Origin of the sequence: Streptomyces tailanensis (assembly GCF_008386495.1) — a bacterium.
GTDB lineage: Bacteria > Actinomycetota > Actinomycetes > Streptomycetales > Streptomycetaceae > Streptomyces > Streptomyces tailanensis.
On record NZ_VTHJ01000022.1, the window covers coordinates 1 to 24,417 of the forward strand.

23 protein-coding genes are annotated in these 24,417 nt (G+C 69.1%); 13 read left to right on the plus strand and 10 right to left on the minus strand.

Annotation, left to right across the window (positions count from 1 at the left end; all coding sequences use genetic code 11):
* Positions 1–311: 311 nt before the first annotated feature.
* From F3T56_RS19465 to F3T56_RS19510, 10 genes are all read left to right on the plus strand, one after another.
* Entirely contained in the window at positions 312–635 is a 324-nt protein-coding gene (locus F3T56_RS19465) for a TadE/TadG family type IV pilus assembly protein (RefSeq protein WP_342786962.1), read from the plus strand.
* Between the two features lie 87 nt (positions 636–722).
* Entirely contained in the window at positions 723–2,063 is a 1,341-nt protein-coding gene (locus F3T56_RS19470; protein ID WP_149826458.1) for a TadA family conjugal transfer-associated ATPase, read from the plus strand.
* 43 nt (positions 2,064–2,106) lie between these two features.
* The gene (locus tag F3T56_RS19475) at positions 2,107–3,054 is read left to right on the plus strand and encodes a type II secretion system F family protein (RefSeq protein ID WP_149826459.1); all 948 of its coding nucleotides are present in this window, start codon (positions 2,107–2,109) and stop codon (positions 3,052–3,054) included.
* Positions 3,055–3,074: 20 nt separating this feature from the next.
* Positions 3,075–3,980: a DUF5936 domain-containing protein gene (locus F3T56_RS19480; protein ID WP_149826460.1), complete on the plus strand. Its 906-nt coding sequence runs from the start codon at positions 3,075–3,077 to the stop codon at positions 3,978–3,980.
* Between the two features lie 137 nt (positions 3,981–4,117).
* On the plus strand, positions 4,118–5,482 hold the full coding sequence (locus F3T56_RS19485; RefSeq protein WP_246203706.1) for a sensor histidine kinase: 1,365 nt from the start codon (positions 4,118–4,120) through the stop codon (positions 5,480–5,482).
* A complete protein-coding gene (locus F3T56_RS19490) occupies positions 5,475–6,221 on the plus strand; it encodes a response regulator transcription factor (RefSeq protein ID WP_149826462.1) in 747 nt (248 codons plus the stop codon). Before F3T56_RS19485 ends, F3T56_RS19490 begins: the two co-directional genes overlap by 8 nt.
* Positions 6,222–6,326: 105 nt before the next feature.
* Positions 6,327–6,539: a hypothetical protein gene (locus F3T56_RS19495; RefSeq protein ID WP_149826561.1), complete on the plus strand. Its 213-nt coding sequence runs from the start codon at positions 6,327–6,329 to the stop codon at positions 6,537–6,539.
* Positions 6,540–6,580: 41 nt separating this feature from the next.
* Positions 6,581–7,150 carry a pilus assembly protein TadG-related protein gene (locus F3T56_RS19500; protein WP_149826562.1) on the plus strand — a complete coding sequence of 190 codons (570 nt, stop codon included), beginning with the start codon at positions 6,581–6,583 and terminating at the stop codon, positions 7,148–7,150.
* A gap of 15 nt (positions 7,151–7,165) precedes the next feature.
* Positions 7,166–7,759: a hypothetical protein gene (locus F3T56_RS19505; protein WP_149826463.1), complete on the plus strand. Its 594-nt coding sequence runs from the start codon at positions 7,166–7,168 to the stop codon at positions 7,757–7,759.
* Positions 7,756–8,403: an OmpA family protein gene (locus F3T56_RS19510; RefSeq protein WP_425473591.1), complete on the plus strand. Its 648-nt coding sequence runs from the start codon at positions 7,756–7,758 to the stop codon at positions 8,401–8,403. Before F3T56_RS19505 ends, F3T56_RS19510 begins: the two co-directional genes overlap by 4 nt.
* Before the next feature lie 73 nt (positions 8,404–8,476).
* On the opposite strand, the gene F3T56_RS19515 is transcribed toward F3T56_RS19510, so the two are convergent.
* From F3T56_RS19515 to F3T56_RS19525, 3 genes are all read right to left on the minus strand, one after another.
* Positions 8,477–8,755, minus strand: coding sequence for a DUF559 domain-containing protein (locus tag F3T56_RS19515; RefSeq protein ID WP_149826465.1), 279 nt, complete (start codon positions 8,753–8,755; stop codon positions 8,477–8,479).
* A 221-nt stretch (positions 8,756–8,976) separates the two neighbouring features.
* Positions 8,977–9,414 (minus strand): hypothetical protein, encoded by a 438-nt coding sequence (locus tag F3T56_RS19520; protein ID WP_149826466.1) that lies wholly within the window; start codon positions 9,412–9,414, stop codon positions 8,977–8,979.
* Between the two features lie 188 nt (positions 9,415–9,602).
* On the minus strand, positions 9,603–9,887 hold the full coding sequence (locus F3T56_RS19525) for a winged helix-turn-helix domain-containing protein (RefSeq protein WP_149826467.1): 285 nt from the start codon (positions 9,885–9,887) through the stop codon (positions 9,603–9,605).
* Positions 9,888–10,445: 558 nt separating this feature from the next.
* Between F3T56_RS19525 and F3T56_RS19530 the strand changes: the two genes are divergently transcribed.
* The gene (locus F3T56_RS19530) at positions 10,446–11,012 is read left to right on the plus strand and encodes a dihydrofolate reductase family protein (protein WP_149826468.1); all 567 of its coding nucleotides are present in this window, start codon (positions 10,446–10,448) and stop codon (positions 11,010–11,012) included.
* Here F3T56_RS19530 and F3T56_RS19535 read toward each other — a convergent pair.
* From F3T56_RS19535 to F3T56_RS19550, 4 genes are all read right to left on the minus strand, one after another.
* Positions 11,009–12,346: an AI-2E family transporter gene (locus tag F3T56_RS19535; protein ID WP_149826469.1), complete on the minus strand. Its 1,338-nt coding sequence runs from the start codon at positions 12,344–12,346 to the stop codon at positions 11,009–11,011. The genes F3T56_RS19530 and F3T56_RS19535 overlap by 4 nt on opposite strands.
* 147 nt (positions 12,347–12,493) lie before the next feature.
* Positions 12,494–13,216, minus strand: coding sequence for an aggregation-promoting factor C-terminal-like domain-containing protein (locus tag F3T56_RS19540; RefSeq protein WP_172639025.1), 723 nt, complete (start codon positions 13,214–13,216; stop codon positions 12,494–12,496).
* A 373-nt stretch (positions 13,217–13,589) separates the two neighbouring features.
* The gene (phoH2, locus tag F3T56_RS19545; RefSeq protein WP_149826470.1) at positions 13,590–14,915 is read right to left on the minus strand and encodes an RNA 5'-3' helicase PhoH2; all 1,326 of its coding nucleotides are present in this window, start codon (positions 14,913–14,915) and stop codon (positions 13,590–13,592) included.
* Positions 14,916–15,230: 315 nt separating this feature from the next.
* Positions 15,231–16,004, minus strand: coding sequence for an isoprenyl transferase (locus F3T56_RS19550; RefSeq protein ID WP_149826471.1), 774 nt, complete (start codon positions 16,002–16,004; stop codon positions 15,231–15,233).
* A gap of 694 nt (positions 16,005–16,698) precedes the next feature.
* On the opposite strand from F3T56_RS19550, the gene F3T56_RS19555 reads away from it, so the two are divergent.
* Positions 16,699–17,814, plus strand: coding sequence for a winged helix DNA-binding domain-containing protein (locus F3T56_RS19555; protein ID WP_149826564.1), 1,116 nt, complete (start codon positions 16,699–16,701; stop codon positions 17,812–17,814).
* A 77-nt stretch (positions 17,815–17,891) separates the two neighbouring features.
* Here F3T56_RS19555 and F3T56_RS19560 read toward each other — a convergent pair whose 3' ends face one another.
* From F3T56_RS19560 to F3T56_RS19570, 3 genes are read right to left on the minus strand one after another with little or no spacing between them, the layout of a single operon-like run.
* Positions 17,892–20,246: an FtsX-like permease family protein gene (locus F3T56_RS19560; RefSeq protein ID WP_149826472.1), complete on the minus strand. Its 2,355-nt coding sequence runs from the start codon at positions 20,244–20,246 to the stop codon at positions 17,892–17,894.
* Complete coding sequence (locus F3T56_RS19565; RefSeq protein WP_172639026.1) at positions 20,243–20,929, minus strand: ABC transporter ATP-binding protein; 687 nt, start codon at positions 20,927–20,929, stop codon at positions 20,243–20,245. The genes F3T56_RS19560 and F3T56_RS19565 overlap by 4 nt, the downstream gene beginning before the upstream one ends.
* Positions 20,929–21,453, minus strand: a complete 525-nt coding sequence (locus tag F3T56_RS19570; protein WP_149826474.1) for a PadR family transcriptional regulator — start codon at positions 21,451–21,453, stop codon at positions 20,929–20,931. Before F3T56_RS19570 ends, F3T56_RS19565 begins: the two co-directional genes overlap by 1 nt.
* A gap of 408 nt (positions 21,454–21,861) precedes the next feature.
* On the opposite strand from F3T56_RS19570, the gene F3T56_RS19575 reads away from it, so the two are divergent.
* Positions 21,862–24,252 carry a transglycosylase domain-containing protein gene (locus tag F3T56_RS19575; protein ID WP_149826475.1) on the plus strand — a complete coding sequence of 797 codons (2,391 nt, stop codon included), beginning with the start codon at positions 21,862–21,864 and terminating at the stop codon, positions 24,250–24,252.
* Positions 24,253–24,417 lie beyond the last annotated feature (165 nt).

Here is a 24,417-nt window from a genome sequence, read left to right on the forward strand (position 1 = left end):
CGGCGGGGCGGCCGCGTATGGACGCGGGGAGAGGTGCCGAGTTCGCGGAACCCCGTACGGCGGGGCGGTCGCGTACGGACGCAAGGGGGCGTGTCGGGGGGTGTCCGCCCGCAGCGGTTGGCGCGTCAACACGTTGCACTTCTCGGCCAACCGATTCCGCGCCGTTCCGAGGACGGACACCCCCCCGCGCGCCCCCGACCCACCCCCACACCACAGGCACCCCAACCGCAGCCCTCACGGCGGGACCGGGACAGCCATCCACCTCAAAGCCCACCCGTGCCCACCGCTGGAACGACCGAGGCGTCTCCATCCTGGAGTTCGCCGGTTTCCTCCCGATCCTCCTGCTCGTCGGCATGGCGGCGATCCAGCTCGGCCTCATCGGCTACGGCATCAGCCAGGCCGGCTCGGCCGCCCGCGCCGCCGCCCGGGCCGAGTCGCTGGAGCCCGGCGCGGGCGCGGCCGCGGGCGCGGCGGCGGCAAGCGCGTGGCTGGACCCGGACGTCGACCCGGGCGGCGGCGGAGGCGACACCACCACCGCCACGGTCACCGTCACCGTCCCCTCGGTCGTCCCCCTGCTCGACCCCGTGACCGTAGAACGCAGCGCCACCATGCCCAACGACACCGACGAAGACTGACCAGCCCCCCCAACCACACCCCTCAACCCATCCTCCCACCACCACCAGCCCCACAACGACCTTCCCCCCGAGAGGAGTTGACGAAAGATGAGCCTGCGATCCCGTATCGCCGCCCCCGACGAGGGGGGAACCGGACGCGAGGACGGACACCTCGTGGCCGTCTACCGCGCCAAGCTCCTCGAAGAGATCGACCTGGCCGAGATGTCGGCCCTGACGGCATCCGACCGCCGCGCCCGCCTGGAACGCGTACTCGGCCACATCATCAGCCGAGAGGGCCCGGTCCTCTCCTCCTCCGAACGCTCCCAACTCATCCGCAGGGTCGTCGACGAGGCCCTAGGCCTGGGCGTCCTCGAACCCCTCCTCGCCGACGCGTCGGTCACCGAGATCATGGTCAACGGCCCCGACTCGATCTTCGTGGAGCGAGCCGGCCGAGTGGAGCAGCTCCCCATCCGCTTCGCCTCCACCGACCAGCTGATGCAGACCATCGAGCGCATCGTCTCCACGGTGAACCGAAGGGTCGACGAGTCCAACCCGATGGTCGACGCCCGCCTCCCCACCGGCGAACGCGTCAACGTCATCATCCCCCCGCTCGCCCTCACCGGCCCGACCCTCACGATCCGCCGCTTCCCCCGCGCGTACACCCTCCCGGAGCTCATCGGCCTCGGCTCCCTCGACGAGCAGATGCTGATGCTGCTGGCCGCCTTCGTACGCGCCCGCTTCAACGTGATCGTCAGCGGCGGTACCGGCACTGGAAAGACCACCCTCCTCAACGCCCTCTCCGGCCTGATCCCGCCCCGCGAACGCATCATCACCATCGAGGACTCCGCAGAACTCCAGCTCCAGCAGGAGCACGTGATCCGCCTGGAGTCACGCCCCCCGAACATCGAGGGCAAGGGCCAGATCACCATCCGCGACCTGGTCCGCAACTCCCTCCGTATGCGCCCCGACCGCATCATCGTCGGTGAGGTCCGCGGCGGCGAGACCCTCGACATGCTCCAGGCGATGTCGACGGGCCACGACGGCTCCCTCGCCACCGTCCACGCCAACTCCGCCGAGGACGCGCTCATGCGCCTCCAGACCCTCGGGTCGATGTCCGAGGTCCTCATCCCCTTCGAGGCCCTCAAGGACCAGATCAACTCGGCGGTGGACGTGGTCGCCCAGCTCACCCGTTTCGCCGACGGCTCCCGCAAGATCACCGAGATCGCTCTGCTCGTCTCGCACGGCCGCGAACAGTTCCGCATCGCCACGGTCTCCCGCTTCGTCCCGGCCCCTCTCGGCGCCGACCGCGTCGTCCACGGCCGCTTCGAACACCTCCCGATCCCCCGCCCCGTAGCGGAGAAGCTGTACGTCGCCAACGAGCCCCTGCCCCCCGCGTACGGCGTGGCGGAGGCCATCGACGCACTCAACACGAGGCAGGCCATCGGATGAGGCCCAGCACCCCCGGGAATGACAAGACAGACAGGAGCGCGCCGTGAACAACCCCACCCTCCTGGCCCTCGGCGCCACCGTCCTGTGCTGCACCCTCGCCGTGGCCGGCGCGCACACGTACGTCTCCGGCCGCGCCCAGCGCCAGGCCCTGGTCGACCGCCTCGCGGGCACCCCGGGCGGCCCGCTGCGCACGGCGGCGGGCCGCGTACGCCGCTTCACGGCCGTAGACCGCCGCCTGCGCCGCACCCGCCTCGGCCGCGCGATCCACCTGCGCCTGACGACGACGGGACTCGACCTGACGGCGGGCGAGTTCGCCACGTACGTCGCCATGGTCGTGGTCGCCCTGTGGCTGATCGCGGCGGCGACGCTCGCCCCCTTCTTCGGCCCGATCGCCGGCGCGGTGGGCGTCTGGAGCGCGGCCATCTTCCTCAACTGGCAGCGCCAGAAACGCATCGAGGCCTTCATCAACCAACTCCCGGACGTGGCCCGTCTCCTCGCCAACGCCACCGCCGCCGGCCTCGCCCTCCGTACCGCCCTGGCGATGGCGGCGGAGGAACTGGAAGCCCCCGCGGGCGAGGAACTGGCCCGAGTGGCCGACCAACTCTCCCTCGGCCGCTCCGTGGACGACGCCTTGGGCGAACTGGCCGAGCGCCTCCCCTCCCGCGAACTGATCGTCCTCGTCACCACCCTCGTCCTCTCCAACAAGGCGGGCGGCTCGGTGGTCAGCTCACTCCGGAACCTCACCCAGACCCTGGAGGACAGGAAGGAAACCCGCCGAGAGGTCCGCACGATGCTCTCGGAGGTCAACGCGACGGCGTTCACCGTCCCGCTCCTGGGCCTCGGCTCCCTCCTCCTGATCAACTCCTCGAACGACGGCGCCCTGGCCCGGGTGACCGGCTCCTCCCTCGGCCAGGTCCTGGTCCTGGTCTCGATCGGCCTCTACACGGTCGGCTTCTTCGTCATCCGCCGCCTCGGCAAGATCGAAGTATGAGAGGGGAGCCGTGACCTGAGATGACCACGACGACGATGCTCCCCCTCCTCCTGGCCGCCCTGACGGCAGTCTCGGTCGCGGGCGTCCTCCTCGGCATCCGCATGATCCGAGCCGAGGCGAAACTCCCGAACGACCTGGCCCTGGCCCTGGAGGTCGGCGCCACCCGCGTTTCCAAGACCGGCTCGGCGATCGACCGCCTGGGCATGCGCTTCGCCCCCCTCGTACTGCGCCTCATGGGCCCCCGCAGGGTCGAGGCCAAACGCCGCCGCATCGACATGGCGGGCAACCCCGGCGGCCTCACCCTCAACCGCTACGCCGCCCGCCGAGCCGTCTACGGCTTCTTCGGCGCCTTCATGGGCCTGGTCTTCCTCACCAGCTCCCGCCCCCTCCTGGCCGCCGGCACCTTCGCCTTCGGCCTGCTGGCCGCCGACGCCGCGATCTGGCAGGCCATCCGCGACCGCAAGGACGTCATCGACCGCACGCTGCCGGACTTCCTGGACGTACTCGCGGTCGTCGTCTCAGCGGGCCTGGGCTTCCGCCAGGCCCTGGACCGGGTGGCGGAGAAGTACGAGGGCCCCTGGGCCGACGAGCTGCGCATCACGCTCCGCCAGATGGACATGGGCGTAAGCCGCCGCCAGGCCTTCGACGAACTCCGCAAACGCAACTCCTCCGAACAGGTCGCCCAGTTCGTCTCGGCGCTACAGCAAGGCGAGGAGTTGGGCTCCCCGATCGCCGAGACGCTGATCCAACTGGCGGCCGACATGCGCCGCACAGACGCCCAGAACGCCCGCCGCCGAGCCGCCCGCACCATCCCCAAGGCGACTCTGGTGACGCTGGTCTTCATGCTCCCGGCCACGATGATCCTCATCGCAACGGGCATGTTCCTGGGCTCAGGCACCAACTTCGGCGACATCCTGGGCCGCTGATGAGAAGCCGACTGCCCACCCACCACTTGACTCAGCTGCGGGCAGTCGTGCAGAGGGTCCTCACGGCCGCCTCCCTAGCCTGTGGGCAATCGTGCCGCTGGGGCGATGGGGGTCCCCCCGCTCGAGCGAAGTCGAGAGTGGGGGAGGGTGGGCACAGGCGGCACCCTGTCAGCGCCGGCAAGCGCCTCCAACCCCCGCCCAGCCCCGGCACCGGGTACCTCGCAGACGACGCCGCACCCCCCGCCACCCTCCGCCTCCAACTCAACGCCCTCCAGGCCCTCTCCCGCCAAACCATCGCCGTCCGCCTCACCATGCTCGCCATCGGCACCCCCTTCGCCCTGGCCAACACCACAGACGGCCCCCCGACCCACGCCGTACTCACCGCCGCGGTCCTCGGCATCACCATCGCCTACGCCACCCTCAGGGACTGGGACCGCTTCGCCCCCCGCCTCCTCGCCCACCCCTCCCTCATGGCGCTGGACCTCCTCTTCGGCGCGGTCCTCCTCCTCACCGCCTCCCCGGCCTCCCCCCTCGCCTACGCCACCGTCTGCACCCCCGTCCTCGCCGGCCTCCTCTACGGCTGGCGCGGCGCCGGCGTCCTCACCGGCCTGCAACTCGCCGTCCTGCTCACGGTCCACCGCGCCTGGGACCACCGCCCCGGCGCAGGCGCCGGCACCCTCCTCATCGCAGGCTTCTGCATCGCGGCCGGCATCATCGGCGTAACCCTTCGCAACCTGCTGTTCCGTTTCGGTACGGCCACCCAGGCCCTCTCGGACGCCACGTCCCGCCTGGCCGTGGCGGAAGCGGTCGAGTCCGAGCGCGCCCGCCTGGCCCGAGAGCTGCACGACTCGGTGGCGAAGACCCTGCACGGCCTGGCCCTGGCGGCAGACGCGCTGGCCATCTCCGCGGACCGCTCCGACCCGGACCCGGCCCTGCTGAAACAACAGGCGACCCTGGTGGCATCGGCGGCCCGCCGAGCCGCCGCCGAATCCCGGGACCTCCTCACGGACCTACGCCGCCACACAGACCTGACAACGACGCCTCCACCCACAGACTTGAAGACCCAACTGAGGGCGAAGACGACGGAGTTCGAGTCCCGTACTTCGATCCCCACCCCCCTGACCCACAAGGGCATGGCGGAACCCCCACCGCTCCCACCCGAAACGCCCCACCACCTCCTGGCGATCGTCTCGGAAGCCCTGGAGAACACCCACCGCCACGCGAACGCGACGAAGGCGGAGGTGACGTTGACGGTCTCTCCCACCACGCTCCACCTCACGATCAAGGACAACGGCGTAGGCCTCCCGCCCTCACTCACCCTCGAAGAAGCAGCAAAATCCGGCCACTTCGGCCTCCTGGGCATGGCGGAACGCGCCGAACGGATACTCGGCAGCCTCCACCTGCACTCAGCCCCCGCAGGAGGTACGGAAGTGACGGTCACCCTCCCCTTGCCCGCACCCCCCACCTCCCGAGCCCCCCAACAGGAGCCCACCCATGCCTGACCAGGACCAGGCACTCCGCGTACTGGTGGCCGACGACAACCCGGTGGTCCGCGCCGGCCTGGCCGCCCTGCTCGGCACCCACCCCGACATCAAGGTCGTAGCCCAGGCGACGAACGGCGAGGAAGCGGTACGGGACGCGCGACGGCATACCCCGGACGTCACCCTCCTCGACGTCCGCATGCCCGGCACCGACGGCCTCACCGCCCTGCCCGAACTGGCCGCGCTGTGCCCCGTGATGATGCTGACCTACAGCACGGAACCCGAGGTCGTGGCCGAGGCCCGGCGCCGGGGCGCGTCCGGTTACCTGGTCCACGGCGAGTTCACGGCGGCCGAACTGGTCAAGGCGGTACGGGACTTGAGGGAGGGCAGGCCCACGGGTGTCTCAAGTTCGCTCGGCGTTTCCTACAAACCTTCACACGAAAGTCACGACCCCTCTTCGCAGCTGCAACCAGTTATGGCACAGTCGTCAAAGGCTCGACCCGCCCATGCGTCGGCACTCCACCGCCGCATTCTCGACCGTTCCAACCGGCCGTCCTTCGGCCTGAGTTCAAGGGAGGTGGAGGTGATGGACCTCATCGCATCCGGCATGAACAACCGCCAAATCGCCGCCACCTGCTTCATCAGCGAGAAGACCGTCAAGAACCACATCAACCACATCTTCGCGAAACTGCACACCTCCACCCGCAGCGAAGCCATCGCCCACTGGCTGGGCACGACCCACGAGGGGTGGGCCCGATGACTCCACTCACGGGGGGAAGTTGGGCCCCTGGACCCACCCGCAGTAGGACTGTTATCACGTACGGTGATCAGGTTGATGTCGGCATCGGGCGGGAAGGCAATCGCCATGAAGGTGAAGAGCCGGTTCGCGGCGTGGAGGAACACTGTCATCTCCCGAATGCGGGGGAAGGGACGGGACTCGGGTGCCGGGTTCATCGAGTACGCGGGCATCATGATCATCGTTGCGGGGATTTTTGTGATGATCGACGGGCTTGGATTGGACGGCAAAATCTCGGAAGCCTTGATGAACGCGGTCAACGACGTTATCGCTGGCGGCTGACCCTCGTTCATCTACAGCGCGACCGAGGGGCGACCCTTCCTATCTACATCTGGCTGACTACGATTCTGCTCTTCACGGCTTTGGCCTTCTTCGTGTTCGCCCAGGCAGCGTCCGCCCGCAATGGTGCTCAATCCGCGGCGGACGCTGCGGCGTTGGCGGCGGCACAGCAGGCACGGGACGAGCTGTTGCTCGATCTGGGAGATGCCATCGGCGCCGGAGACGACTGGCTGGACTGGCTGGACCTGCCCGATGGAGGGCTCCCCGCTGACGGGGCCACCGCCGCGGCCCAGGAATTGGCCGCCCAGAACAACTCGACGCTGCAGGGCGATGCCGAGCAGATCGAGGTGGACGGCAATCCCGGCTTTCAGGTCAGCGTCGAAACGGACTACACCGTCGGCGACTCGATCATCCCCGGCACGGAAAGCATGACGGCCACGGCCCAGGCGGCCGCCGTCATCCAACCGCGCTGCGAATTCGACGTGAACGCGGATCCGACGAAGCCCGTGGAACTGATCTGCGACGGTGAGATCGTGGACATCGACCCCGAAGATTTTGATCCCGACACCCTTCCCGACGCATCCGTGATGTTCTCTGTGTATCTGGCCGAGTGAGAGGAAGCTGGACCGATGAACCTTCGGCACACCATGAAGGGCCGCAGGGCAGTGACCGCGGTGGCGATCGCGACCGGGCTGCTCCTCACGGTGGCCGGCTGTGGCGGAGGAGACGATGACAAGTCGAGTGAGTCCGCGTCATCCTCGACTCCAACCAAGAGGGACAGCGACGATGGACAAGGGGAGTCGCAGTCACCGCAGTCGGAAACAGTGCTCGCCGAGGTCAAGGGCGAGAACGGGCTGACGCTAACGATTGGTTCTGTCACTCGCGACGACGGCGGATTCGTGACGGTCGAGGGAACGGTCACGAACAACACAAGCGGCTTCTGGTCCGCAGCGGATTGGCGTGGTGACGAACGCGAGCTTTCCAAGAACGGCAGCTCCATGGCGGGCGCCAGCCTGGTCGACCAGGAAGGTAAGAAGAGGTACCTCGTGCTCCGGGATACTTCTGGCCGCTGTCTCTGCACTCAATTCAGCGGCGGCGTCGACGAGGGTGCGACCGTCGACTGGTTCGCCCAGTTCCCCGCCCCGCCCGAATCCACCACAGAGGTTGACTTCCTAGTCGGTTCCATGCCCCCCGCCACCGTCGAACTCTCCGAGGGCGAGTGACCATGGCCGCCCTGACCCCACGTGCCACGCCCACGGGCACGGCTGCCCTGGCCCTCCTGGCGGCGCTCACCCTGACCGCCGCCCCCGCCCAAGCCGCCGACGACCCCAGCAAACCCCCAGGCACGGTCACCACCTCCCCACCCCCGGAAGTCGACGCGAACAGCCCGGGCCTGAAGCTCGCCCAAGGCGCGACGCTCGCCCCCGCGAAGGTCCTGGACATCAAGTCGGTCGTGGAGGACCTCGGCGGAGAGGAGCGCCGAGAAGACACGAACGAGAACGTCACCTTCGCGCTCCAGGCGGAGGTCCTCTTCCCGAAGGACAGCGCGACGCTCAACCCGCAGGCGCGCTCCCGGATCCAGGCGATCGCGGAGGAGATCAAGACCCAGAACGCGGGCACGGTCCGCGTCTTCGGCTTCACCGACGATCTCGGCTCGTACGCCCACGGCCTGACCCTCTCCAAGAAGCGCGCGGACGCCGTCCACGACGCCCTCACCGGCGACCTCGGCGGCAACGTCACCTTCGAGGTACGCGGCTACAGCGAGGACTACCCCATCGCCGACAACTCCACGGAGGAAGGCCGCAAGAAGAACCGCCGCGTGGAGATCTCCTTCCCGACGACCGGAGGTAATAGCAACGAGAGCTGAGGCTGAGTTGCTTGCCCGCCTGCATGTTCACCACTCACCTTGCCGATGCCCTTGCAAGGCCGCTCTGTCGCCGTCACCCCAGCGTCCGCCGAATCGTCGCCAGCATCCGCTCCGGCGAGTGGAACACCTCCTCCGCACTGAACCGCAGAATGCCCCGGATCCCGGGGCACTGCTGGAGGTCGTTGAAGCGTGCGACGTCACGGCGGTGGTCCTCGCGGCTGCCGTGGTACGCGTATCCCTCGATCTCGACAGCGACGCCCTGCGCACGGAACAGGAAGTCGACCCGCAGGACGCGTCCGTGGACAGTGCGGACCTCGGCCTGCGTCTCGGGGCGCAGACCGGCGTCGTACATGCGGCAGCCGCGCTACCGTCTCCGCTGGTGAGCCGAATGAAGGATCAGCGAGTTCGAGCCAGTGACGCGCGCGGACGGCACCGCGTAGGCCGTCCCCGAGAGCGGCAGCGAGTCGGTCCGGACGGGTGAGCGCCGCCCGGCGGACCCGCAGGCCATCCCTCGCGCCACCTGTGCCACCCCGAGTGCCATGCGCGGTGACAGTCCGGTGGGAGAGCGCGGAGTCAACGGCGACCAAGGCCTCGTCGCGAGGGCCACCCCGGGAGCAGATCGGCGAGCGTACGGTCCACCGTGGTGACCCGCAGGCCATCCCACGTCACCACATCCTCGCCCGGCAACGCGCACCGGTGAACCCGCACGCCCCTCCGCTGCCGTAACCCCTCCGGATCGGTGAACTCGGCTTCCACCCCCAGCAGTTCGATCCGCCACAACCAGGCTGCGGCCCGATGGCTGACGACCAGCTCAGGCGTGGTGAGCTGGACGGCCCGAAGCCGCACCCGAAGGTCCGGGTTGACCCCCGGCTCCGCCCAGGCACCACCACCGAGCGCTGTCCACCCCTCCTCTCTCAACTGCCGGAAGAGGGAGGCCCTGCTCCACCCCTCGGCCATCGCCCACGACGTCAACAGCAAGCCCTCCCGGGCCGTTCCCCTCAGTTCCCGCACCCCCCAACTCTCGCGCACCCCGCTCCACCGATGCCCAAGCCTGTGGACAAACCCCACGCCCACCCCGCATACGCCGTGATTGTGTCCCCAGTCCCAAGAACCCACCGAAGCCCCGCCGCTGACCTGGGCGAACGCGGCACCCCCTTACCCAACTGTGAGACCAAGTGCCCAATTACCCCGGAGCCTGCTTACGCGCCGTCGTCGTTGGGCTCCTGCTCCTCCGGGTAGGCGACGAAGGTGCCCTTCGCGGGAAGCGTGACGACGAGGCCGCGTTCGCGTAGCTCGCGAATGGCGCGACGGGCGGTCAGGTACGCGACGCCGTACTCCGTGCCGAGATCCCGCTCGCCGGACAGTCGTGCGCCTGGCCTCAGCTCGCCCGACGCGATTCGGGCAGCAACGTGGTCGGCCACCTGCATATAGACGTACGCGATCTTGTTGGGGTTGATCGGCGAATCGCTTGCCTCTGCTGCCATACCACCCACCGTGAAACAGCCCTGAGCTGCAGCAATGGGCATAATGCAGCGTACTGCTATGTACTGACATGAGTAGCAATGTGGGCTGAAAAGCGTCGAGGCCCCGGCGGCCTGGCAGGGCCCCGGGGCATGGCCGAACGCTTCGAAGGAGCGCCGGCAATGCTGGACCTTACAGTCCGAGCCCTGACCTGGATGCTGCACATCTGGCTACCGAACCCGCGCAAGCCGGCACCGCGCGGAACCAGCCCCGCAGGCCCCGGCTCCGCACATCCCCACGCCACCGAGTCCTCGCCCGACCACATGCCGCGACCTCGGCCCCTCATCCGCCCTCACCGCAGACGAACGCGTTCGCCGCCGCGCAACCCGGGGCCTGCGCGAACGCCGCCGCGCCCTCTACCTGGCATCCCTCGGGTCCCGCAGTCGGCTCGGCGACGCAAGTGACCGGGTTACACGCCGGAGGCCCAAGTCCGTGCGGTCGCGTCCCGCCCGCGCCATCCTCGTCCCTGACAACCGACACTGGGAGCGCGGGAAGCGCAGGGAACGCAGGGAGCCGCCGCCATGCGAAAGATCGTCCTGATCACGTCCGTGTCCCTCGACGGCTACATGGAGGGCCCGAACCGGGAGCTCGACTGGCCTCTCGTCGACGACGAACTGCATACGCACTTCAATGACCTGCTCAGGGGCATGGGCGCCCTCATCGAAGGGCGCGTCACGTACGAGTTGATGGCCGACTTCTGGCCCACGGCCGACCGGGACCCCAACCTGCCCCGCCCCATGGCCGACTTCGCCGCGATCTGGCGCACCATTCCCAAGCTGGTGTTCTCCCGGACCCTGCAGCGGGCCGACTGGCATTCGACGATCGTCCGGGACGTCGTGGTCGACGACATCAGGGCCCTCAAGGCGCAGGAGGGCGGCGACCTGGTCATCGGCGGGGTGAACCTCGCCTCCGAGTTCCTGCGGCACGACCTGATCGACGAGTTCCGAGTCTACGTCCACCCGATCCTCATCGGCCGAGGCACGCCCGCCTTCCTCCAGACCGAAGCCATGCGGCAGACACCGCTACGCCTGATCGAGACCCACACCTTCGGCAACGGCGTCGTGCTGCTGCACTACGACAGGGCCTAGCCCGCGCCCTCACGGGCGTACGCCCGCAGTGACCCCACCACCGTGTTCGTCACCGCGACCAACGGCACCGCCACCACCGCGCCCCCGATCCCCGCGATCATCCCGCCCGCGGCGACGGACAGGACGACGGCCAGCGGATGGACGCGGACGGCCCGGCCCAGGATGAACGGCTGGAGGACGTGACCCTCGATCTGCTGGACGGCGAGGACCACGGCCAGCGTCATGACCGCGGTGAAGACGCCCTGCGTCACCAACGCCACCACCACCGCGAGCGCGCCGGAGACGACCGCACCCACCAACGGGATGAACGCGAACAGGAAGATGAAGACGGCGAGGGGGACCGCCATCGGTACGTCCAGGAAATAGATACCCAGGCCGATGAAGATCGCGTCGATCAACGCCACGATCACCGTGCCGCGTACGTACGCGGTCAACGTCTGCCAGGCGCGCGGGCCCGCCGCCGCGACCCCCGGCCGGGCCGCCTCCGGCACCAGCTTCAGCGTCCACTGCCAGATCCGCTTGCCGTCGTAGAGCAGGAACAGCGTGGAGAACATCGTCAGCAGGATGCCGGTGAGCGCCTCGACGATGACGGTCACACCCTCCAGACCGGCCGAGGTGATCGTGTCCGTGTTCTCGCCGACCGCCTCGCGGAGGTTCTGGGCGATGTCGTTGATCTGCTTCTCGGTGACGTGGAACGGGCTGTCGAGCAGCCAGTTGCGCAACTCGTCGATGCCGTCCTGAATCTGGTCGGACAGGTCGTCGATGTTCTCCATCACCTGCCAGGTGACGAACCAGCCGATCAGCCCCATGACGACGAAGCCGAGGATCGCCGTGAGGGACGTGGCGAGGCCGCGCGGTACGCCGTAGCGGGTCAGCCGTGCCACCGTCGGCTGGAGCAGCGCGGTGACGAGCAGGGCGGTGGTGAAGGACAGCACCAGCAGCTGTACGGAGCTGATGATCCGCATCAACACCCAGACGGTGCCCGCCAGTACGAGTAGCCTCCAGCCGGCCTCGGCCGCCACCCGCATCCCCCACGGCACCGCGGACGCGGGGTCGGGACGGGAGGGGACGACGACAGCGGGTACGGGTACGGGTACGGGGCCGGGGGCGGGCGTGGATGCCTGCGACGATTCCTGCGCCGACCGGTCCGACGCCTCCTCGGGGGAGCCTCCATCCGGAGCCTTCCGGGCGCCACCGGCGTTCCGGCCGTCCCCGTCCCCGTCCCCGTCCCCGCCCTCCTCCGACTCGATCTGCGCGCGGCGCCGTTCCAACCGCTCGCCCCACCCGCTCAGCCCGGCGCCCAGTCGGCCGAGCCACCCAGGCACTCGCGACATGATCCGTCCTCTTCCCCCGTCGCCCCTGCTGTTCATCACTCCCCCCGGAGGCCGCGATTCCGCTGGGGGGCTTCGACCGTACATGGCCGAAGCCCCCCACCAAAGGACGGTGGAGGGCTTCAGAAGGTTGAGCAGCTGATGGTCAGCTCAGTACCACTGGTTGGCCTGCCAGAACGACCACGCGCCGCAGGGGCTGCCGTAGCGCGATTCCATGTAGTTCAGGCCCCACTTGATCTGGGTGGCCGGGTTGGTCTGCCAGTCGGAACCGGCGGACGACATCTTGGTACCGGGAAGCGCCTGGAAGAGACCGTACGCGCCCGAGGAGGGGTTGACGGCCTTGTAGTTCCAGTCGGACTCGTGGTCCACGATGTTGCTGAAGCAGGTCCACTGGTCGCTCGCCACGACCGACTTCGCCATGGCCTGGATCTCGGCGATGGAATACGAGCCCTGGACGGGGGTGTTCCCGAGGTCGCCGAGGTTGCCGGCGGCTTCTTCGGCCTGCGCCTCGGCCTCTTCCCTCTCCTTGCGCTCCTGCTCGGCCTTCTCCGCCGCCTTCTGCTTGTCGATCGCGTCCTGGGCCGCCTTCTTACGGGCGGTCGCCTCGGCGTCCTTGCGGGCGCTCGCGTCGGCGGCGATGGCCTGGGCGTCGGCCTGTGCAGTCAGGGATGCGGTCTGGACCTGGGCCTGCTGGCCCACGGGGATGTCGGCGAGCAACGTGGTGTCGTTCGCGACCGCCTCGGCGTCATCCGTGGTCTGAGCGGTGCTGCCCGAGGCAACGCCGACAACACTTCCGACTGCGGTGACCGCGGTGGCCGAGGCCACTGCGAATCCCCGGACCGAAATCCGGCTCACACGGTTTCCTTCCAGCATCGCCCGCCTCGGTGACCCTGGCGGACGCAATCGTGCCCCTGGCGCTGGCCTCCCAACTGCGGGGTCACGGAGGCGCGGGCCCGGTGGGCAACTCCCTTGCGGGGAGCGCCGCGTGGTGCTCGGGCGGCATACGACGACGGTATGGAGTTGACCTGGTGTTTCTGTTGTGCCGTACCGCTGGGGGTACAGGTGTGTCGTATGCGGGGCCTGACAGGAGTGAGACTCTGCCGTAACCCGACACCGCGAGGCAATTCAGTGGTACGTGTGAAAGGTCACACCTCGTTTGCCCCAGGGGATTCCCGGAAAGCCACACATGCCGAGGCGCCGCCCGGCTAGGCTCATCGCCTTTGCCGGACGGCGCCTTGAGGTTCGGCTAAATCTGCCCGTCCTCCAGCATTTCGGTCACAAGGGCCGCGATCTGGGACCGTTCGGACCTCGTCAGCGTGACGTGCGCGAAGAGCGGATGACCCTTCAGCTTCTCGACCACGGCGACGACACCGTCGTAGCGGCCGACGCGCAGGTTGTCGCGCTGCGCCACGTCATGCGTCAGAACGACGCGCGAGTTCGCGCCGATCCGGGACAGCACGGTCAGCAGAACGTTTCGCTCCAGCGACTGCGCCTCGTCCACGATCACGAACGCGTCGTGCAGCGAACGGCCGCGGATGTGGGTGAGCGGGAGAACCTCCAGCATGCCGCGCGCGGTGACCTCTTCGATGACCTCGCGGCTGGTGACCGCGGAGAGCGTGTCGAAGACCGCCTGCGCCCAGGGGCTCATCTTCTCGGACTCGGAGCCCGGCAGATAGCCGAGCTCCTGCCCGCCCACCGCGTACAGCGGCCGGAAGACCATCACCTTCTTGTGCTGGCGGCGTTCGAGTACGGCCTCCAGGCCGGCGCAGAGCGCCAGCGCGGACTTGCCGGTGCCGGCCCGGCCGCCCATCGACACGATCCCGACGTCCGGGTCGAGCAGCAGATCCAGCGCGATGCGCTGCTCCGCGCTGCGGCCCTTGATGCCGAAGGCCTCACGGTCACCGCGTACGAGACGGATGTTGCCCTCGGGCGTCACCCGGCCCAGTGCCTTGCCGCGCTCCGACTGGATCGTCAGACCGGTGTGCACGGGGAGGTCGCTGACCTCGGGGACGTAGACCGTCCCCGCCTCGAAGAGGACGTCCACCTGCTCGCCCGGCAGGGTCACCTCGGACATCCCGGTCCAGCCGGAGGCGTCCGTGATGGCGAGCTCCGCCCGGTACTCCTCGGCGAGGAGGCCGACGGACGACGCCTTGATCCTCAGGGGCAGGTCCTTCGACACGACGGTCACGTCGTAACCCTCGGCCTGCAGGTTCCTGGCCACCGCGAGGATGCGGGAGTCGTTGTCACCCAGCCGGTAGCCGCTGGGCAGCACGCTGGGGTCCGAGTGGTTGAGCTCGACCCTGACGGTGCCACCGAGATCCCCGATCGGGATGGGGGCGTCGAGGCGGCCGTGCCGTACCCGGAACTCGTCGAGCAGGCGCAGCGCCTGCCGGGCGAAGTAGCCGAGTTCGGGATGGTGCCTCTTGGCCTCCAGCTCCGTCACCACGACGATCGGAAGCACGACCTCGTGCTCGTCGAAGCGGTTCAAAGCGTTCGGGTCGGCCAGCAGGACGCTGGTGTCGAGGACATAAGTGCGCCGGTCTGGCTTGTGGCGCTTTGTGCTGGTCACCACGGAAGGACGTACCCCCTCGGATGAGGTCGGGGAGCGACGGGTTCGAACTGGGCCGGTCGTCGGCGCCGTTGCACGGGCCGGTGACCGGCCCTCCGCTGCTTCGTCCGTGCTGTGACCGCACGATCGGGCTGGTGCAAAGGGCCTCCCGGGCGGACGGCCCCGAGCCGCCCGCTGAGATCCGACACCCGTGGTTCGGGCGTCGACCTGACTGGCTTATGCCCTCGAACATGCGCCGCCATGCCAAGCGGTACGACGGCGCCCCGGTGAACTCCTCGTTACTTCCGTCCCGCTGGGATACCCGGGGGTTACGGAGTTTCAGCCTCCGTAACGCCGGTGCCGCGCCGCGTAGTCACGCAGGGCGCGCAGGAAGTCGACCTTCCGGAAGGCCGGCCAGAACACGTCACAGAAGTAGTACTCCGAGTGGGCGGTCTGCCAGAGCATGAATCCGGACAGCCGCTGCTCACCGCTCGTACGGATCACGAGATCGGGGTCGGGCTGGTCGCCGGTGTAGAGGTGGCGGCCGATCAGATCGACGGAGACGTTCTCGGCGAGCTCCTCCATCGAGGTGCCCTTGTCGTGAGCGTCCTGGACCATCGACCGTACGGCGTCGGCGATCTCCTGGCGGCCGCCGTACCCGATGGCGACGTTGACCAGTATCCCGTCGACGTCCGCGGTGGCCTCCTCGGACTCCTTCAGGGCGCTCTGGAGCTGCCCGGGGAGCTGGTCGAGGGTGCCCACGTGGTGCACCCGCCAGCGGCCGTCGGCGGCGAGGGTGCGTACGACGTCCTCGATGATGCCGAAGAGCGGCACCAGCTCTTCCTGGGGGCGGCCGAAGTTGTCGGTGGAGAACAGCCAGAGGGTGACGACCTTCACGTCCGTCTCGGTGCACCAGCCGAGGAACTCCTCGATCTTGTGCGCCCCGGCCCGGTGCCCCTGCGCGGTGGTGGAACCCGCGGCCTTCGCCCAGCGCCGGTTGCCGTCCATGATGACGCCGATGTGCTGGGGCACCTGGGCGTGGTCGAGGTGGCCCTCGACCCTGCGTGCGTAGACCCTGACGAGCAGGCTCCGCAGTTTGTCGCGCAGGTTCACGTGAATGTCAGCCCCTCCGGTCCGGCAGTCCCCTTTGGTGGGCAGAGCCTACCGGGGGTTGAGGCCAAGTCCGCCAAGGGGTGTACGGGGGTCGGGTGGCCGTGGGAGGGCTGAAACAGGTGCTGGGAGGGGTTGAAACAGGCGCCCTGAGGCCGCACAAAAAACGGGCCGGTCCGTGGGGGGGAGACGGACCGGCCCGAGGGGGGGCTTCCACCATAACCCTTTGTGAGTGATGCTGCGTGCATCGGCGTGCCACAATTACTCTCCGGAGTCGAACGACAGCGTGGCGGTGAGTGTGGAAGCGCTCATTCAGGGCGCGATCGGCGGTGATCATGGCCGGATCGTGGTGGATTCCAAGGGGAACGAGGGGAATCCTGATGGAACCATGGGCTCGCGCATTCTTGTGCGACTGTCGAGCGGGAGGAGGTCGGGTGCCCTCGTACGGGTGAAGTGACGCCGGAACGCGCGCTTGACGCCGGGGGGTCGGAGGATTCGGGGGGTGGCTTCACGGCACCGCGCAGCCCCCTCCACTGCACGGTGCCGCCCGCGCAGCTTTGCTCACGCGAATTACCTTGGTCTGAACCTACGCGAGACGGTCCGCCGAAGCCAAGCCGGAGGCGATAACGATGTGGACACCGGGACGGAGACGGAACCGGCGGTGACGGTCACCTGGGAGCAGGCGAGCGCACGGCGGATGGAGCGGCAGTTCCTGGGGTCTCCCGTACTGGCCGGGACGTCGGTCGCGGAGATGGTCGCCGCCATGATGGGCGCGCACGCCCAGGTGCTGTCGGCGGCCGAGGTGTCGGTCGGGGTACGCACCGAGGGGCTGACGCGAGCGGACGTACGGGCCGCGCTGTGGGAGGACCGCACGCTGGTGAAGACGTTCGGACCGCGCGGCACCGTGCATCTGCTGCCCGCCGCCGAGCTGCCGTTCTGGACGGCCGCGCTGCCCGCGATCCCGTCCGGGGCGGGCCAGTTCGCGCCGGAGGTGCGCTTGAGTGAGGAGCAGGCGGAGTTGGTCGCCGCCGCGCTGGACGAGGCGGCGACGCCGCTGACCCTCGACGAACTGGGCGAGGAGGTCGTCGCACGGACCGGGCCGTGGGCCGGTGACCGGGTGATGCCCGCATTCCAGAGCCTGTGGCCCCGCTGGCGGCAGGTCATGCACCGGGCGGGCCAGTCCGGCGCCCTGTGCTTCGCCCCCGACCGGGGCCGCAAAGCCACGTACACCCGGCCACCCCACTTCGAGCCCCTGCCGACGGCCGACGCCGGGCTCACCACCCTCGTACGGCACTATCTGCGCGCCTACGGTCCCGCCCGCGCCCGGCACTTCGCCAGGTGGGCGGCGGCACCGGGCGGCTGGGCCGACCGGCTCTTCACCTCACTCGCCTCCGCCGACGAGATCGAGGAGGTCGACTTCGCGGGGGAGCCCGCCTGGGTGGCGGCCGGCGACACCGGCTTCCCCGAGGAGCCCGCGCGAGTCCTGCGGGGCGTACGGCTGCTTCCCTACTTCGACGCGTACGGCATCGCCGCGCAGCCGCGCGAACGGTTGTTCCCGGGTGGCGCCTACGAACGCGCCCTCGCTCGAGGCCAGGCCGGCAACTACCCCCTCCTCCTGCTCGACGGCGTCGTCGCGGGCGTCTGGCACCAGCGGCGCAACGGACGCCGTACGACGGTCATGGTGGAACCACTGGGACGGCTGACGGCCCGGCAGGAGCGGGCGTTGGGCGAGCGGGTGGACCGGGTCGGCGAAGTACTGGAAGCGCGGGCCGAGTTGGCGATCGGGAAGGTCACGGTCGGCCCGCACGCGTGAGGCGGGCCGCCTCAGGAGACCGGCTTGCGGTGGTTGACCAGCGCGCCGGGTACGAGGGCCGGCGGTCCGGGCCTCGGCTACTCCGTCCGCAACCCCTCCGGCCGCATCAGCCGTATCAGCGGCGGCATGCTCAACGCCGTGACGACCAGGACGACGGCCGCGCCGATGCCGGTCATCGCCAGGACGTTCGGCCAGTCGATGGCGACCGGGGTGGCTGTCATCTTCAGCAGGACCGCGCCCAGCGCCACACCGAAGGTGAGGGCGATGATCAGACCCAGGGTGATCGGGATCGCCGTCTGCCACAGTACCGACAGGCCCAGCGTGCGGCGCCGGGTGCCGAAGGCGACCAGGGCCGACAGGAGCTTCTTGCGTTCGCGCAGCTGTTCCAACTGGGAGACGAGCAGGCTCGTGCCGATCAGGACGAACACAGCGGCCGCACCGACGAGCAGGCCGGTCTGGATGGTCGTGAACTGGTCGACCCGCCTGGTCGTCGCCCACTCCCAGGTCCTGATGAGCGGATCGATCGCGACGGCGGCGTTGCGGACCTCGTCAAGCGCGTCCGGAACCGAAGGGTCCGTCCGTACGAAGACGGTGCTGTACATGTACGCGTCCGTCTTCGCCTTCGCGGGCAGGGCGCCGGGGGTGGCCATCAGCCCCTCCCCGAAGGGCCGCAGCGTGTCGGCGCGCTCGGTCACCTTCGTCACCTCGCCGGGCAGCTTCCAGGCGACCTCGGCGCCCGGCTCTTCTCCCGCGTAGGACGGGTCGAAGTAGACCGTGTGGTTGGGCGTGGAGAGCTTCAGCGTGGCCGGGTCGTCCGGTTGGCCCATGAGGAAGACGTCGCCGTCGCGGCACGAGGGGATCTTCGCGAATTCACGCAGCGCGGCGCAGTCGCCGATGACGATCTCGGCGACGTCCTCCGGGTCCTTGGCGGTGCCGGCGACCGTCGCGCTGGACATGGCCGCGACGGCCTTCGCGCCCTTGGCCTGCTTCAGCTTCTCGCCGGTGCCGCTCGCCGAGAGGCCCTGCGGCAGGGCGAGTTCCATCTGGGCCCGGGTGGTGTCCAGCCCCGTCGACTCGGTGAAGCGGCCCGAGACCCCGGAGAACAGCATCTGCAGGGCGATCGCTCCGGCCACCGCCACCGCGATGCCGTTGACCATGCGGGCCGCCGAGCCGCTGCTCAACTGGAGTCGGCGGACGGCCAGTTGCCAGGAGACGGCGCCGGAGCCCAGCCGGGCGACGAACGCCTCGACAACCCACGGCAGCAGCGCGGTGATGCCGAAGAGCAGCAGGACGACGCCACTGATGACCGCGTACTCGTTGAAGTCCCCGTTCTCCGACCCCTGCCCGATCATCGGGTAGAGCAGGGCGAGCCCGGCGAGCGGCAGCAGCAACCGCCACCAGAGCCGGCGCCGCGCGGGCCTGGCCGTGCGGACCACACCGAGCGGCTCGATGACGACGCCGCGCAGCGCGAACAGGGTGACGGCGACGGCCGCCGCCGGGACCGCGAGCGCGACCAGCAGTGCGAGCACGGGGGAGGGGTTGAGGTAGCTCGGGAAGACACTGACGTCGAACACCTCCACCGAGCCCACGATCTCCCTGCCGATCAGGAAGAACACGGTGCCGAACACCAGCCCCAGCACGGCCCCGGCGAGCGCCTCGCCCGCCGCGATCCGGCGGGTCATCCGGCTGTCGGAGCCGACCAGCCTGAGCGCCGCCAGCCTGCGGTCGCGCCGCTCACCGCCGAACCGTACGGCCGTGGCGATGAAGACGGCGACCGGCATCAGCAGCACCACGAAGACGACCAGGGTGAGCAGCACCAGGACCGGCTCCATCGGCTCCTCGGGATCCTCGACCGCGGGCCCGAACTTCTCGATGCGGGCCACGACCGAGCCGTCGATCCGCTCGGCGAGCCCCTCGGCGCCCGCGAAGTAGGCGAGCTCATGCGAGCCGATCAGCCCGGCCTCGCCGATGTGGCCGACCGTCACGTACGGCAGCCGGTCGCGCAGCAGCTTCCCCTCGTCGGACTTCAGCAGTTCGGCGAGGGCGGGGGAGACGACCATCTCGCCCGGCGCGGGGAACTCTCTCAGCCCGGGGGGCAGTGGCGCGTTCGCCCCCTCGGGCTGCAGCAGCCGTCCCCGGATCTCCCGGTACTGGTACTCGGTGTCCGTGTCCGCGACGACCAGGCTCTTGTCGGTCGGCTTGGGGTACTCGTCGGCGGAGACGGTGCCCACGTCCATCCGGGCTTCCCCGCGGGCGCCCCGGGTGTCCAGCGCGCTCGGTATCGCCGTGGTGAGCAGCAGTAACGCCACGCCCAGGCCGACGCCGACCGCGGTGAGCACGGCTCGCACCCAGCCCTCACGGCCCCCGGTGAAGGTGAACCGGACCCCCATGGCCAGGTCGCGGTACCACTGGCGGACGACGGGAGAGCTCATACGACGCGCTCCATGTCCCGCGACTTCCCGTCCCGTACGACGATCTCGCGGTCGGAGTACGCGGCGACCCGCGCCTCGTGCGTGACCAGGACGACGGCGGCGTTGGTGGACCGGGCCGCCTCGGTGAGCAGCTCCATCACGCGCTCGCCGTTGAGGGAGTCCAGCGCGCCGGTGGGCTCGTCCGCGAACAGCACCCGGGGGCTGGTGACCAGCGCCCGGGACACGGCGACCCGCTGGCCCTGGCCGCCGGAGATCTCGCCGGGCCGCTTGCGGGCGAGGTCGTCGACCTCCAGGCGCTGCATCCAGCCGAGGGCGGTCTTCTCGGCCTCCTTGCGGGAGGTGCCGTTCAGCCGCAGTGGCAGCGCCACGTTCTCCACGCACGTCAGCTCGGGCACGAGCTGGCCGAACTGGAAGACGAACCCGAACTCGCTGCGGCGGAGCGCGCTGCGCTCGGTGTCGCTCATGGTGGCCATCTCGCGGCCGTTGTAGATGATCGAGCCCGAGTCGGGCGGCACGATCCCGGCGAGGCAGTGCAGCAACGTGGACTTGCCGGAGCCGGAAGGGCCCATCACCGCGACGACCTCGCCGGGGTGGATGGAGAACTCGGCGCCGTCGAGCGCGGTCGTCGGACCGTACGCCTTGCGCAGGTCGGTCGCGATGAGCAGGGAACCGGTGGGAGTCATCACTTGGCCACCGCCTCGGCCAGCTTGCCCAGTCGGGCCGTGGTCAGCTCCAGCCATCGCAGGTCGGCCTCCAGATGGAACAGGGCGTGGTCGCAGATCAGCTGGTCGGCGAGGTCGCCCTTGCGCTTGCGGTCGGTGAGGATGCGCATCATGCGCAGGTGCTCGGAGCGCTGGCTGTCGAGGATGTCGGCCGCGTTCCGGTCGGTGAGCAGGGCGAGGACGACCTTCGTGTAGAGGGTCGACTGCAGATACGGCTCGGGCTTCTCGGGGGTCGCGAGCCACCGCTGGACATCGGTGATGCCCGCCTCGGTGATCGCGTACCGCTTCCGCTCGGGGCCGCCGCCGGCCTCGATGCCGTCGACCTCGACGAGGCCGTTCTTCAGCAGCCTCGACATCGTCGAGTAGACCTGGCCGTAGTGCAGCGGCCGGTCGTGACCGAACTTCTCGTCGAAGGCCCGCTTCAGGTCGTAACCGTGTCGGGGCCCGGACTCCAGGAGTCCCAGGAGTGTGTGACCGATGGACATGAGCACGACTGTACACAGGGGGTATACACCGCGCGTATACGCACCGTGTATAGGTCGCCGCCCGGGGTGGGAAGGGCGCTGGTCGGAGCCGATTGTCACGATTCTGTCACCGAGGCCGTCGGCGACAAGTGGGCCTGGTGGGGCAACCATCGGCCCTGTTGGAACGTCCGTTCCGGTGGGATGAGGTGCGTGATGACGCGCACTCGTGCGCATTGTCACGCCGAATCGGGCCGTATGGGCTCCCCCTGGCCACAGCGCTCGGTGTTAGCTTGCTGAGCCGACCGGCGACACCCGAGTGACGTACGAGGCGCGCACAGACGTACGAGACTCGGCACGAGCACCACGAGACGCAGCACGAGACGTAGTACGAGCAGTACGAGACGAGCAGAGGCGGAGCGGACCGGAGCCATGGGACGAGCGGAAGAAAGACGAGCGCGGCAGCGTGGCGGTCGCCGCGCGGCGCCCAAGCGCTCGTCCGGGGGCGCGACAGCGGCAGGGACGGCGGTCATAGGCTCACCCGAGGGCGGTGGCGGTGGCCGCGTGGCTGCCAGAGCCGCCGCCAAGGGCGCGGGAAAGAACGGCACCAAGCAGAAGAGCCTCATACGCCGCCTCTTCACCTGGAAGAAGATCCTCGGCACCTTCTTCGGTGTCATCCTGCTCGGTATGGGCGCCTTCGTCGTGCTCTACCTGATGATCGAGGTCCCCGAGGGGGGTAACCCCGAGGCGACCAAGGAAAGCAACGTCTACAAGTACTCCAACGGCAAGATCCTCGTCCGCTCGGGCAAGACCAACCGCGAGATCGTCGAGCTCGACAAAGTTCCCAAGGAAGTCCAGCTGGCCTTCGTCGCCGCCGAGAACAAGACCTTCTACTCGGACCCCGGCGTCGACTTCAAGGGCATGACCCGCGGTCTGATCAACACCCTGTCCGGCAAGGGCAAGCAGGGCGGCTCGACGATCACCCAGCAGTACGTCAAGAACTACTACCTGACGTCGGACCAGACGGTGACCCGCAAGCTCAAGGAACTGGTCATCTCCCTGAAGCTGGAGCGCAACGAGACCAAGGACTACATCCTCGCGGGCTACATCAACACGAGCTACTACGGCCGGGGCGCCTGGGGCATCCAGGCCGCCGCCCAGGCGTACTACGGCGTCGACGCCAAGAAGCTCACTGTCGAGCAGGGCGCGTACCTCGCCGCACTGCTCCAGGCCCCCAGCCAGTACGACCTGTCCACCGCCTCCGAGACCGGCAAGAAGCTGGTCACGGCACGCTGGAACTACGTGCTGGACAACCTGGTCGAGATGAAGAAGCTGGACGCCTCGGAGCGCGAGGGCATGAAGCTCCCCAAGCCGAAGGAACCCCAGGCCGCCCCCGACATGGCGGGCCAGAACGGCTACCTGTGGGACGCCGCCAACGCCGAGCTGGCCAAGCGACTCGTCGCCACCGACAGGGCGTCCGACCTGGAAGAGGCCATGACCCTCATCGATGCCGGTGGCTGGACCGTCACGCTGAACATCGACCCGAAGAAGCAGAAGGCGCTGGAGAAGGCGGTCAAGGACCAGCTCACCAGCAAGCTCGACCCGAAGAAGCGGAAGGTCGACAAGTACATTCAGGCCGGTGCGGTCTCCGTCGACCCGAAGACCGGCAAGGTCCTCGCCATGTACGGCGGCGTCGACTACGTGAAGCACTTCGGGAACAACGCCACCCGCCGGGACTACCAGCCCGCCTCCACCTTCAAGCCGGTCGTGCTCGCCGCCGCCCTCGACGACGGCGCCGAGACCCAGGACGGCGAGCCGATCACCGCGAGCACCGTCTACGACGGTGACAGCGGGCACGAGGTCGTCGACAACGGCACCAAGGTCGGCTTCAAACCGCCGAACGAGGACAACGTCGACTACGGCGACGTCACCGTGCAGACCGCCATGAACAAGTCCATCAACTCCGTCTTCGCGCAGATGGGCGTCGACGTCGGGATGGAGAAGGTCATGGAGGACGCGGAGAAGCTCGGCATGGACACCGAGGGCATGGAGGCGGTTCCCGCCCAGACCCTCGGCTCCATGGGCGCCAGCCCGCTGGAGATGGCCGGCATCTACGCCACCCTCGACAACCACGGCGAGAAGGTCACCCCGCAGATCGTCGCCTCGGCCACGCACCGGGACGGCGCGGTCACGTTCGACGACCCGATCGGCGAGCAGGTCATCACCAAGGAGGCCGCCGACACGGTCACCTCGGTCCTCACCGGCGTGGTCGACGACGGTACGGCCAAGACCTCCGTCCGCGACAACCCCGCCCGCGACGGCCAGCAGGTCGCCGGCAAGACGGGTACCTCCGACGAGAACCGCTCCGCCTGGTTCACCGGCTTCACCCCGAACCTCGTCACCTCCGTCGGCCTCTTCGGCGAGGACATGGACAGCGGCGGCAAGCAGGTCTCGATGTACAAGGCGCTCGGCGAACCCCGCATCAACGGCGGTGGCTTCCCCGCCCGGATCTGGGCCGACTACACCTTCGGCGTGATGGGCAAGACCACGAAGTTCGAGCTGGACACCACGCAGGGCGCCGCGGTGGCCCCCACCGAGTCCCCCACCCCGAGCTTCATCCCGTCGGAGACCCCGTCCGCGTCCCCCACCCCGGAGGAGACCCCGGAGACGACGCCGGAGGAAACCCCGGAGACCACCCCGGAGGAGACCCCGGAGACGACGCCGGAGGAAACCACGGAAACAACCCCGGAGGAAACCCCGACCGGCGACGAGGGCGACATAGAACTCCCGACAGACCCGAACGACCCACAGGCGGACGGGTAGGAACATAAAAGAAGGGCGCCCGGTTTTCACCGGGCGCCCTTCGCGCCCTTAAGGGGCGCGGGGCTGTGTACATTTGCGGCTCCGCCGCGTGGGCGCGACCAGCCACAACGAACCCGCAGCCCGCAAAACACACTGAGCCCCGAGCTCTGACCGCTCAACCCAGCG